The following is an 11,162-nucleotide window of genomic DNA, read 5'->3' as shown; positions in this document are numbered from 1 at the left end:
TCCCGCACACGACGGGGCCGGCACCGCGAGGATTCCCTCGGGGTGCCGGCCCCGTCGTGTGCGGGACGGCTCAGCCGGCGTCGTAGGCGTCGGCCTTGAACGGGCGGACGGCCTGGTTCTCCGAGCGGCTGATGTTGGCGCGGTTGGTGAACCGCTCGACGTCGACGTCGTGCTCGGCGAGGAAGTCGATGGTGGTGGTCTGCACCATGTTGAAGATCGGCTGGGCGCTGTAGAGCACCGAGTCGCTCTTGGCCCGGCTGTCCCAGGTCTTGTCCGTCCACGCCTGGCGCAGGCAGAACGGCTCGGGCAGGGTGAGCGAGCCGCCGAGCCAGTTCAGCAGCCCGGGGATCCGGTGGAAGGGCGCCCGGACGGCCTGCCGGACGACCTCGTCGTCGTCGATCAGCGGGAGGATGATCGTCTTCTCCTCCCAGAACTTGCCGGTCTTCGGGATGTTCTTCTCCTTGGGCTTGGGCTTGGTGGTGAACAGCCCGTTGAGCGGCCCGAGGGCGTGCCCGTAGACGGAGACCCGGAGGTTGCGGCCCAGCACGGTGACCTTGACGGTGACGGTGGCGACCACTTGGCCGTTGTGCAGCACCAGCTGCGCGGCCACGTTGTTGTCGGTGTCCGTGCCGATGGTCTGGCGGTTGGCGATCTGCTGGATGCCGAAGTCGCGCATCCGGTAGCCGTCCATCTCCGGGGTGGACGGGCGACCGATCTCGTCCGCGGCCTCCGGGATGTCCTGGACCACCCAGTGGGCGACCGAGACGTGCGGCATCTCGCCGCCGGGCACCTCGCTGGACGCGACCGCGCCGAGCCGTTCGGCGATCTTGCGGGCGAGGTCCCAGCGGTGGAAGCTCCGGAAGTCCGCGTGCCCCGGGGCCGGTCGCAGGTCCTCGTTCATCTCCACCGCGATCCAGCGCGCGCCCGCGCCCAGCAGGCCCTTGCGGCCCGCGTAGTGCTGGATGTTGGTCTCCTGCTCGGCGGTCAGCCGCTCCAGGCTGGCGCGCAGGTCGGTGGCCTTGCGGTCGAGGTCGTCCCGCGGGACGGCCTGCGGCACGGTCGCCGCGACCGCGCCGCCCTCCAGCAGCGACTGCCAGCGCGTCCGCAGGTCGATCGTGCTGCGCAGGCAGATCCGCCTGGCGATGAACCAGCCCACCACCGGCGCCAGCATCATCAGCCGGAAGTACAGCGACCAGGGGCCGGACACCGGGGGCCGGATCGCGAACAGCAGGGCGAGGCCGCAGGCGGCCAGCAGCGCCAGCGTGCCGTAGAAGCCCTCCCGGGCCGGGTGGGTCTTCTTCAGCTGGGCACGCACCTGGAAGGCGGCCAGCCAGACCAGTGCGCCCGGCAGGAAGAGCAGCCCGCAGACCACGCTGACCAGGGCCAGCTGCCGGTCCCGGGCGTGGCGCAGCTCGTTGGCGGCGAGGCAGTGCTCCACCACCATCCGCACATCGGTGCCGAAGGACGGCACCAGCGGGTTCCGCTTGGCGGGCAGCGTCCGGTCGATCACCGCCCGGCTGAAGGCCTCGCCGACGCTCGGCCGGAACAGCTCGAAGCGGCCGTTCTTCAGCTTGGCGCCGAGCTTCTCCTCCAACTCGCGGAAGCTGCCGTCGCGGTAGGCCGCGGAGGAGAGCGCCGAGGTGACGGCGGTCTGCGGGCCGACGTCCGTGCGGGGTACCTGCGCACCCGGGGTCATGTCGAGCTGGGTCATGGCGGCTGCCCCTCCTCCCCTGGATATCCCCTTGTCGGCCGCAGGTTATCGCGCCGTCGGCCGGTCGCGGGCAAGATCGTCTGAACCGGCGTCAGCCGCCCGCGGCCGAGCACCGTGAGGGGATCATGCCCACTTCGGAGCCGGTTCGATCCTCCGGTGTGTCAGGGGGGACGGACGCGGCCCGGGGTACGGGAGGATCGGGGCATGGCGGACTCCATCGCACACGACCCCGTCCTGGTCTTCGACGGCGACTGCGCCTTCTGCACCAGCTGCGTGACCTGGGCCGAACGCTACCCGCGGGCCTCGCTCTCCTCGGCCGGCTGGCAGGCCGTGCCCTACCAGTTCGCCGACCTCGCGGAGCTGGACGCGAAGGCCGGCGGGCAGGGCCTGGTCACCGCCGAGCGGGCCGACCGGGAGGTGCTGTGGATCACCCCCGGCGGACAGGTGTACGGCGGGGCGCAGGCGGTCGCCAGACTGCTGATGCGCTCCGGCGGCGCCTGGGCGTACGCGGGCGCTGTCCTCGCGCTGCCCCCGGTGCGGCCGCTCGCCGCGGCCGCCTACCGCTGGGTGTCCCGCAACCGGCACCTGATGCCGGCGGGGACACCCGCGTGCGCGATGCCGCGGCGCTGAGCTCCCTCAGTGGGGCAGCCCCAGGGGCTGCCCCTGGATCGCCCTACGACGCGTGTTCGTAGCGGGAGGCGAGGTTGGGGGGCATCGGGGCGTGCCGCAGGTAGCTGCGGGAGAACTGGCCGGTGCCGTGCGAGATCGAGCGCAACTCGACGGGGTAGCGGACGAGTTCGAGTTCCGGCACCTCGGCGCGGACCAGGCTCATGCCGGGCCCGCCGGGCTCGGTGCCCAGGACGTGGCCGCGCCGGGCGGAGAGGTCGCTGAGCACGGCGCCCTGGTACTCGTCCGGCAGCAGCACCTGCACCTCGTCGACCGGTTCGAGCAGCTGGATGCGGCCGTTGGCGGCCGCCTCGCGCAGCGCCAGGGCGCCCGCGGTCTGGAAGGCCGCGTCGGAGGAGTCCACCGAGTGCGCCTTGCCGTCGGTCAGCGTCACCCGGACGTCGACCATCGGGTAGCCGGCCAGCACCCCGTGCGCGAGCTGGGCGCGGACGCCCTTCTCCACCGAGGGGATGAAGTTGCGCGGCACCGCGCCGCCGACCACCTTGTCGACGAACTCGAACCCGCCGCCGGGCAACGGCTCGACGGTGAGGTCGCAGATCGCGTACTGGCCGTGCCCGCCGGACTGCTTGACGTGCCGGCCGTGCCCGCTGGCGCTGCTCGCGATGGTCTCGCGCAGCGCGACCTTGTAGTCGACGGTGTCCACGTGCACGCCGTAGCGGCTGCGCAACCGGTCCAGGACGACCGCCTGGTGGGCCTCGCCGGTGCACCAGAGCACCAGTTGGTGGGTGTCCGGGTTCTGTTCCACACGCAGGGTCGGGTCCTGGGCGGTGAGCCGGCCGAGGGTCTGGGCGAGCTTGTCCTCGTCCGCCTTGCTGTGCGCCTGGACGGCGGCCGGCAGCAGCGCCTCCGGCTGCGGCCAGGGCTCCAGCGGCTCGGTGCCCTCGGTGAGGGTGTCGCCGGTGCGGGCGGCGGTCAGCTTGGCGAGGCAGACCAGGTCGCCGGGCAGGGCGTGCGGCACGGGCCGCTGCTGCTTGCCGAACGGGCAGCTCAGGCCGGTGACCTTCTCGTCGGCTCCGCCGGGGACGTGCAGGACGGAGTCCGGCCGGAGCGTGCCGGAGAACACCCGGGCGAGGCTGAGCCGGCCCACGTACGGGTCCTCGCCGGTGTGCACGATCTGGGCGGCGAGCGGCGCGTCCGGGTCGCAGGCGGGCAGGTCGTCGGCCCGGTCGAGCGGGGAGGGGAAGACCGCCGCGATCATGTCCAGCAGCTCGGCGGCGCCGGGGGCGGTGCCGGTCGGGTCGGCCGGGGGAGCGGTGGCGAGCACCGGGTGCACGGTGCCGGCCAGGAACTCGCGGCGCAGCGCCTCGCCGAGCGAGGCGGTGTCCAGCTCCTCGCCGGCGACCCAGCGCTCCAGCAGCGCGTCGTCCTCGCCGGCGATGGCCTCGACCAGGTGGCTGCGGTCCTCGTCCACGGCGGGCAGGTCGCCGGGCTCGCCGTAGGTGCGGCCGGTGAGCAGCTCCACGGAGCCGAGCAGTCGGCCGTCCTTCAGCGCGCTGTCGTGGAGCTGCAGGACGCTGTCGGGGTGGCCCTCGCCGAAGGCGTCCTGCAGGGTGGCGAGGACCTCGTCGAGGTGGACGCGGACGGCGTTGAGATGGGTCAGCACGATCGCGGTGGGCAGGTTCCGCAGCCGGACCTCGCGCCACAGCGCCAGCGTGTGCGCGGAGACCGGGTCGGTGGCGGAGACCACCAGCAGGGCGGCCTCGGCGGCGCGCAGCGCGGCCTGCATGTCGCCGGCGAAGTCGGCGTAGCCGGGCGCGTCCAACAGGTTGATCTTGCAGTCCTGCCAGGCCAGCGGGAGCAGCGCGAGCTGGATGGAGCGCTGCTGCTGGTGCTCGATGTCCTCGTGGTCGGCGGCGGTGGTGCCGTCCGGGACGGTGCCGGCCCGGGTGAGCGCGCCCGCGGTGAGGGCGAGGGACTCGGCGAGGGTGGTCTTTCCGGCTCCGGTGGCGCCGATGAGGACGACGTTGCGGAGCCGGTCGGGTCGTTCGACGGTGGGGGCCGCGGTGTGGGTGGCTGCTCGGTCCGCCATGGCTGCTCTCCTGCTGTTCGCGGGTGGCTGCGGCGCGCTCGCGCGGGTCACAAGCGGTGCTCACGGCCGGGGCACAGGACGCCGCCGGGCCGTGCGTGGTGGGCCGGTCGGGCCGGCGGGCTGCTCGGGGGCGTGGGGCGGCGAAGCCCCGCGATCAGCGTGGATACCATTGTCCAGCCGGGCGGGCCGATCCGCTCGGCCGCCCGGCGGCACAGGGGCCGCGGGCGGAGTCCGGTGAGATCGGAGCGGTCGGGAAGGCCATGCTCAACAAATACGCGCGTGCCTTCTTCACACGTGTTCTGACGCCGTTCGCCGCGATGCTGCTGCGCTGGGGGATCAGCCCGGACGCCGTGACGCTGATCGGCACGGCCGGCTCGGTGGCGGGTGCGCTGGTGTTCTTCCCCCGCGGGGAGTTCTTCTGGGGCACGATCACCATCACCCTCTTCATCTTCTCCGACCTGGTCGACGGCAACATGGCCCGCCAGGCCGGGCGCTCCTCGAAGTGGGGCGCGTTCCTCGACTCGACGCTGGACCGGGTGGCGGACGCCGCCATCTTCGGCGGTCTGGCGCTCTGGTACGCGGGCACCGGGAACAACGACCTGCTCTGCGCCGTTGCGGTGTTCTGCCTGGCCAGCGGCCAGGTGGTGTCGTACACCAAGGCGCGCGGCGAGAGCCTGGGCTTCCCGGTGAACGTCAACGGCATGGTCGAGCGGGCCGAGCGGCTGGTGATCACCCTGGTTGCGGCCGGTGTCGCGGGCCTGCACACGTTCGGCCTGCCGTACGTGGAGTGGCTGCTTCCGTTCGCTCTGTGGGTGGTCGCGGCGGGCAGCCTGGTGACGGTGATGCAGCGCATCCTGACGGTGCGGCGGGAGGCCCAGGAGGCCGACCGGGAGACGGCGGGAGTCGAGGGGGCGGCGTGAAGGACCGATTGGTCTACTGGCTGTACGCGGCCGGCTGGGCGGTGGTGAAGCGGCTGCCCGAGCGGGTGGCGCGCGCCCTGTTCGAGCGGATCGCGGACCGGGTGTGGCGTGGCCGCGGCAAGGGCGTGCTGCAGTTGGAGGCCAACCTGCGGCGGGTCCACCCGGAGGCGGACGAGGCGCGGCTGCGCGAGCTGTCGCGGGCCGGGATGCGCTCCTACATGCGGTACTGGATGGAGTCCTTCCGACTGCCGGCCTGGAGCCTGCAGCGGATCGCCGACGCCATGCAGATCAAGGGCCTGGAGCAGCTGAACGAGGCGATGGCGGCCGGCCGCGGCGCGGTCCTCGCCCTGCCGCACATGGGCAACTGGGACCTGGCCGGTGCCTGGATCGCCTCGGCCGGCGGATACCCCTTCACCACCGTCGCCGAGCGGCTCAAGCCCGAGCAGTTGTTCGACCGGTTCGTGGCGTACCGCGAGGGCCTGGGCATGGAGGTGCTGCCGCTGACCGGCTCCGACGTGTCGGTGATCGGCACGCTCGCCCGGCGGCTGCGCCAGGGCAAGCTGGTGTGCCTGCTCGGCGACCGCGACCTGTCCGCGGCCGGCCTGCCGGTGGACTTCTTCGGCGAGCCGACCCGGATGCCGGCCGGCCCGGCGGTACTCGCGCTGCGCACCGGCGCCGCGCTCTTCCCGGTGACGCTCTGGTACGACGGCCCGGTGATGCGGGCCGAGATCCACCCGGAGATCCTGCCGCCCGCCGAGGGCGACCAGCGCGCGAGGACGGTCGCCATGGTGCAGGCCCTCGCCGACGTGTGGGCCCAGGGCATCCGGGAACACGCCGAGGACTGGCACATGCTGCAGAAGCTGTGGCTCGCCGACCTGGGCACCGACCGGGCGGTACAGGCTGAGCGGGGGGCACCGTGAGGATCGGCATCGTCTGTCCGTACGACTGGGACGTCCCCGGCGGCGTGCAGTTCCACATCCGCGACCTCGCGGAGCACCTGATCGCGCTGGGCCACGAGGTCTCGGTGCTGGCCCCGGCCGAGGACGAGTCGGCGCTGCCGCCGTACGTCGTCTCGGCGGGCCGGGCCGTCGCGGTGCCGTACAACGGCTCGGTGGCCCGGCTCAGCTTCGGCATCCTGTCGGCCGCCCGGGTGCGGCGCTGGCTGAACGACGGGCGCTTCGACATCCTGCACGTCCACGAGCCCTCCTCGCCGAGCCTGTCGATGCTGGCCGCCTGGTCCGCGTCCGGGCCGATGGTGGGCACCTTCCACACCTCCAACCCGCGCTCCCGGGCGATGATCGCGGCCTCGCCGATCCTGCAGCCGGGCCTGGAGAAGATGTCCGCCCGGATCGCGGTCAGCGAGTACGCCCGGCGCACCCTGGTCGAGCACCTGGGCGGCGACGCGGTGGTCATCCCGAACGGCGTGGACGTCCGCTTCTTCGCCGACGCCGAACCGGATCCGCGCTGGCAGGGCGGGGTGCTCGGCGGCGCCGAAGGGCCCGCCGGTGCCGAAAGGGCGGCGCGGAGCGACAACACCACGGACGCCCCGGCGACGATCGGCTTCATCGGCCGCATCAACGAGCCCCGCAAGGGCCTGCCGACCCTGCTCGCCGCGCTGCCGCGGATCCTCGAGGAGCGGCCGGGCACCCGGCTGCTGGTGGCCGGCAAGGGCGACCGCGAGGAGGCCGTCGAGGGCCTGGCCCCCGAGGTGCGGGCGCAGGTCGAGTTCCTCGGCATGGTGAGCGACGAGGAGAAGGCCCGGCTGCTGCGCAGCGTCGACCTCTACGTCGCCCCGAACACCGGCGGCGAGAGCTTCGGCATCATCCTGGTCGAGGCGATGTCGGCCGGGGCCCCGGTGCTGGCCAGCGACCTCGACGCGTTCCGGCAGGTGCTGGACGGCGGCGCGGCCGGCGAGCTGTTCCCGGTGGAGGACGCCGAGGGGCTGGCCGCGGCCGCGGTGAAGCTGCTCGGCGACCCGGCCCGGCTGCGCGAGCTGCGCGCGGCGGCGTCCCGGCACGTCCGGCGGTTCGACTGGGAGACGGTCGGCGCCGAAATCCTGTCGGTGTACGAGACGGTCACCGACGGCATGCCGCCGGTGGCCGAGGACGAACGGGTGGGCTGGCGGGAGCGCTTCGGCCTCGCCGCCCGCGACTGACGCGGACGACCGGGACCGACACAGACCACTCGTCCGACACAGAACTCCGACACAGAACAAGGGGGCACCGTGCCGCAGATCTCCGTCGACTACTCCCCGCGCCTCGGCTTCGACCGCCGGGCCTTCGCCGCCGAGCTGCACCCGCTGGTGGCGGCCGCGATCGACACCACGGTGGAGTCGTGCAAGACCCGCTTCCGCCCGGTCGAGGACACCTTCCTCGGCGACGGCGACCCGGAGCGGGCCATGGTCTACCTGGAGCTGAAGATCCTCACCGGGCGCGCCCCGGAGACCCGGACGGCGCTGAGCGAGGCCGTGCTGGACCTGCTCAAGCGGCACGTCGGCGGCGAGCGGGTGCACCTCGCGGTGAACGTGGTGGAGCTCGACCGCGACGTCTACCGGGCGGCGGCCCTGTAGCCTGACCGGCCGTGACTACCTGGATCTGGGCCGCAGCGGCGGTCGTGCTGTTCGCGATGTACCTCAGCTGGACGGCCGGCCGGCTGGACCGGCTGCACGCCCGGATCGACGCCGCCCGCGCCTCGCTCGACGCCCAGCTGGTCCGTCGAGCCTCGGTCGCCCAGGAGCTGGCCACCTCCTCGCTGCTCGACCCCGCCGCATCGCTGCTGCTGTACGAGGCCTCGCACGCCGCCCGGCAGGCCGAGGACGAGCACCGCGAGGTCGCGGAGAGCGAGCTGAGCCTGGCGCTGCGCGCGGTCTTCGCCGAGCCGGAGCAGCTCGCGGTGCTGCTGGAGGCACCGGGCGGCAAGGAGGCCGTGACGGATCTCACGGCCGCGGTGCGCCGGGTGCCGATGGCCCGGCGGTTCCACAACGACGCGGTGCGGGCGGCCCGCGCGGTGCGCGAGCACCGCCTGGTGCGCTACTTCCGGCTGGCGGGGCGGGCGCCGTTCCCGATGGCGTTCGAGATGGACGACGAGCCCCCGGCGGCACTCACCCCCGAAGGGGCCCCGGCCTGAACGGCTACTGTTTGTCGTACCCGGACGGCCTGGCTGGACTGTATGGCGCATCGGTAAGGGGCGTTCCGGGCCTACGATAAGTCGATAGCACTGGTTCATTCTTCGAGTGAGGTCTTACGTGTCCACCACCCCCATCACCGCAGACCAGCCGCAGATCGGCACCGCCCGGGTCAAGCGCGGCATGGCCGAGCAGCTCAAGGGCGGTGTGATCATGGATGTGGTCAACGCCGAGCAGGCGAAGATCGCCGAGGACGCCGGTGCTGTCGCCGTCATGGCACTGGAGCGGGTCCCCGCGGACATCCGCAAGGACGGCGGCGTGGCCCGCATGTCCGACCCGAACATGATCGAGGAGATCATCGCCGCGGTCTCCATCCCGGTCATGGCCAAGTCCCGGATCGGCCACTTCGTCGAGGCCCAGGTCCTCCAGTCGCTCGGCGTCGACTACATCGACGAGTCCGAGGTCCTCACCCCGGCCGACGAGGTCAACCACTCCGACAAGTGGGCCTTCACCACCCCCTTCGTCTGCGGCGCCACCAACCTCGGCGAGGCCCTGCGCCGCATCGCCGAGGGCGCGGCCATGATCCGCTCCAAGGGCGAGGCCGGCACCGGCAACGTGGTCGAGGCCGTCCGCCACCTGCGCCAGATCAAGAACGAGATCGCCAAGCTGCGCGGCTTCGACAACAACGAGCTGTACGCCGCGGCCAAGGAGCTGCGCGCCCCCTACGAGCTGGTCAAGGAGGTCGCCGAGCTCGGCAAGCTGCCGGTCGTGCTGTTCTCCGCCGGCGGTGTGGCCACCCCGGCCGACGCCGCGCTGATGCGCCAGCTCGGCGCCGAGGGCGTCTTCGTGGGCTCCGGCATCTTCAAGTCCGGCGACCCGGCCAAGCGCGCCGCCGCGATCGTCAAGGCCACCACCTTCTTCGACGACCCGAAGATCATCGCGGACGCCTCCCGCAACCTCGGCGAGGCCATGGTCGGCATCAACTGCGACACCCTGCCCGAGAGCGAGCGCTACGCCAACCGCGGCTGGTAAGCACCCGCGCCACGTCGGCCCGTCGCGCGGCCCCTCGCGCGGCGGGCCGGTGCACGTCCCCCCGCCACGACCGAAGAGGTAGACACCGTGTCCAGCAGCACCCCGACCATCGGCGTCCTCGCCCTGCAGGGCGACGTCCGCGAGCATCTCGTCGCGCTGGCCGCCGCCGACGCGGTCGCCCGCCCGGTGCGCCGCGCCGAGGAGCTGGCCGAGGTGGACGCGCTGGTGATCCCCGGCGGAGAGTCCACCACCATGTCCAAGCTGGCCCTGCTGTTCGGCGTCATGGACCCGCTGCGGGCCCGGGTGGCCGACGGCATGCCGGTCTACGGCACCTGCGCCGGCATGATCATGCTGGCCGACAAGATCCTCGACGGCCGGGACGACCAGGAGACCGTCGGTGGCATCGACATGACGGTGCGCCGCAACGCCTTCGGTCGGCAGAACGAGTCCTTCGAGTCGGCGGTCGCCTTCACGGGCCTGACGGGCGAGCCCGTCAACGGCGTGTTCATCCGCGCCCCCTGGGTCGAGTCGGTCGGCGCGGGCGTCGAGGTGCTGGCCGAGGTGCCGGCCGCCGACGGCCCGGACAGCCGCATCGTGGCCGTCCGGCAGGGCCGCCTGCTGGCGACCTCCTTCCACCCCGAACTGACCGGAGACCACCGCGTGCACGAGTACTTCGTGCGCATGGTCGAGGACGCCCTGCGCTGAGCCCGCCGGGCGGCGCGCTGACCGTGTGCCACCCTCCGGTGACGACACCGGTAAGATCTCCTCTGTTCATTTCCCTTTGGCGACGTAAAGGAGCTGGCGATGTCCGGCCACTCTAAGTGGGCTACCACCAAGCACAAGAAGGCCGTGATCGACGCCAAGCGCGGCAAGCTCTTCGCCAAGATGATCAAGAACATCGAGGTGGCGGCGCGCACCGGCGGCGGCGACCCGGCCGGCAACCCCACGCTCTACGACGCCATCCAGAAGGCGAAGAAGAGCTCCGTCCCGATCGACAACATCAACCGCGCCGTCAAGCGCGGCTCCGGTGCCGAGGCCGGTGGCGCGGACTACTCGACCATCATGTACGAGGGCTACGGCCCGAACGGCGTCGCCGTCCTCATCGAGTGCCTCACCGACAACCGCAACCGCGCCGCCTCCGACGTGCGCGTGGCGATGACCCGCAACGGCGGCTCGATGGCCGACCCGGGCTCGGTCTCGTACATGTTCACCCGCAAGGGCGTGGTGATCGTCCCCAAGGCCGACGGCGTGGACGAGGACAAGCTCTTCGAGGTCGTGCTGGACCACGGCGCCGAGGAGGTCAACGACCTCGGTGAGTCCTACGAGATCATCTCCGAGGCCACCGACCTGGTCGCCGTCCGCACCTCGCTGGTCGACGCCGGCATCGACTACGACTCGGCCGACGCCAACTTCGTGCCCAGCGTCCAGGTCGAGCTGGACGTCGACGGTGCCCGCAAGATCCTCAAGCTGATCGACGCCCTGGAGGACAGCGACGACGTGCAGAACGTCTTCGCCAACTTCGACATCAGCGACGAGGTCGGGGCCCAGCTCGACGCCGACTGAGCCGACCTCCCCTCCGGCCCGGCGGTCCCCCGGCGGCGCCGCGCCGGGCGGGGGGGGCCGGCCGGCGGGGGGGGTGGGGCCGGCCGCCGGGCCCAC

General features: G+C 72.6%; 11 protein-coding genes. 9 read left to right on the top strand and 2 right to left on the bottom strand.

Features of this window, described 5'->3' with window-relative positions; all coding sequences use genetic code 11:
• Window positions 1–70: 70 nt before the first annotated feature.
• Window positions 71–1,711, bottom strand: coding sequence for a hypothetical protein (locus AB0P35_RS40160; RefSeq protein ID WP_095871965.1), 1,641 nt, complete (start codon window positions 1,709–1,711; stop codon window positions 71–73).
• Between the two features lie 204 nt (window positions 1,712–1,915).
• Here AB0P35_RS40160 and AB0P35_RS40155 point away from each other — a divergent pair, with 204 nt between their 5' ends.
• On the top strand, window positions 1,916–2,341 hold the full coding sequence (locus AB0P35_RS40155) for a DUF393 domain-containing protein (protein WP_179419300.1): 426 nt from the start codon (window positions 1,916–1,918) through the stop codon (window positions 2,339–2,341).
• 43 nt (window positions 2,342–2,384) lie between these two features.
• On the opposite strand, the gene AB0P35_RS40150 is transcribed toward AB0P35_RS40155, so the two are convergent.
• The gene (locus tag AB0P35_RS40150; protein WP_363521191.1) at window positions 2,385–4,427 is read right to left on the bottom strand and encodes an elongation factor G; all 2,043 of its coding nucleotides are present in this window, start codon (window positions 4,425–4,427) and stop codon (window positions 2,385–2,387) included.
• Between the two features lie 260 nt (window positions 4,428–4,687).
• Here AB0P35_RS40150 and pgsA point away from each other — a divergent pair, with 260 nt between their 5' ends.
• From pgsA to AB0P35_RS40110, 8 genes are all read left to right on the top strand, one after another.
• On the top strand, window positions 4,688–5,347 hold the full coding sequence (gene pgsA, locus AB0P35_RS40145) for a phosphatidylinositol phosphate synthase (protein ID WP_095871963.1): 660 nt from the start codon (window positions 4,688–4,690) through the stop codon (window positions 5,345–5,347).
• Window positions 5,344–6,267 (top strand): phosphatidylinositol mannoside acyltransferase, encoded by a 924-nt coding sequence (locus tag AB0P35_RS40140; RefSeq protein ID WP_363521187.1) that lies wholly within the window; start codon window positions 5,344–5,346, stop codon window positions 6,265–6,267. Before pgsA ends, AB0P35_RS40140 begins: the two co-directional genes overlap by 4 nt.
• The gene (locus AB0P35_RS40135; RefSeq protein WP_363521184.1) at window positions 6,264–7,502 is read left to right on the top strand and encodes a glycosyltransferase family 4 protein; all 1,239 of its coding nucleotides are present in this window, start codon (window positions 6,264–6,266) and stop codon (window positions 7,500–7,502) included. Before AB0P35_RS40140 ends, AB0P35_RS40135 begins: the two co-directional genes overlap by 4 nt.
• 69 nt (window positions 7,503–7,571) lie before the next feature.
• Window positions 7,572–7,916 (top strand): isomerase, encoded by a 345-nt coding sequence (locus AB0P35_RS40130; RefSeq protein ID WP_095871960.1) that lies wholly within the window; start codon window positions 7,572–7,574, stop codon window positions 7,914–7,916.
• A gap of 11 nt (window positions 7,917–7,927) precedes the next feature.
• Entirely contained in the window at window positions 7,928–8,473 is a 546-nt protein-coding gene (locus tag AB0P35_RS40125; protein WP_095871959.1) for a hypothetical protein, read from the top strand.
• A 118-nt stretch (window positions 8,474–8,591) separates the two neighbouring features.
• A complete protein-coding gene (gene pdxS / locus AB0P35_RS40120; protein ID WP_095871958.1) occupies window positions 8,592–9,503 on the top strand; it encodes a pyridoxal 5'-phosphate synthase lyase subunit PdxS in 912 nt (303 codons plus the stop codon).
• 87 nt (window positions 9,504–9,590) lie between these two features.
• Entirely contained in the window at window positions 9,591–10,208 is a 618-nt protein-coding gene (gene pdxT, locus AB0P35_RS40115; RefSeq protein ID WP_095871957.1) for a pyridoxal 5'-phosphate synthase glutaminase subunit PdxT, read from the top strand.
• A 99-nt stretch (window positions 10,209–10,307) separates the two neighbouring features.
• Complete coding sequence (locus AB0P35_RS40110) at window positions 10,308–11,066, top strand: YebC/PmpR family DNA-binding transcriptional regulator (protein ID WP_363521179.1); 759 nt, start codon at window positions 10,308–10,310, stop codon at window positions 11,064–11,066.
• Window positions 11,067–11,162 lie beyond the last annotated feature (96 nt).

The sequence above is a fragment of the Kitasatospora sp. NPDC085879 genome (genome assembly GCF_040686255.1).
Lineage (GTDB): Bacteria > Actinomycetota > Actinomycetes > Streptomycetales > Streptomycetaceae > Kitasatospora.
Note: the sequence above shows the minus strand (reverse complement) of the source record. Positions and strands in the feature narration are given on the sequence as shown.

Coding starts and splice junctions, on each gene's coding strand:
- AB0P35_RS40155 (WP_179419300.1), top strand. CDS start 1,916: ATGGCGGACTCCATCGCACACGACCCCGTCCTGGTCTTCGACGGCGAC.
- AB0P35_RS40110 (WP_363521179.1), top strand. CDS start 10,308: ATGTCCGGCCACTCTAAGTGGGCTACCACCAAGCACAAGAAGGCCGTG.
- AB0P35_RS40160 (WP_095871965.1), bottom strand. CDS start 1,711: ATGACCCAGCTCGACATGACCCCGGGTGCGCAGGTACCCCGCACGGAC.
- AB0P35_RS40150 (WP_363521191.1), bottom strand. CDS start 4,427: ATGGCGGACCGAGCAGCCACCCACACCGCGGCCCCCACCGTCGAACGA.
- pgsA (WP_095871963.1), top strand. CDS start 4,688: ATGCTCAACAAATACGCGCGTGCCTTCTTCACACGTGTTCTGACGCCG.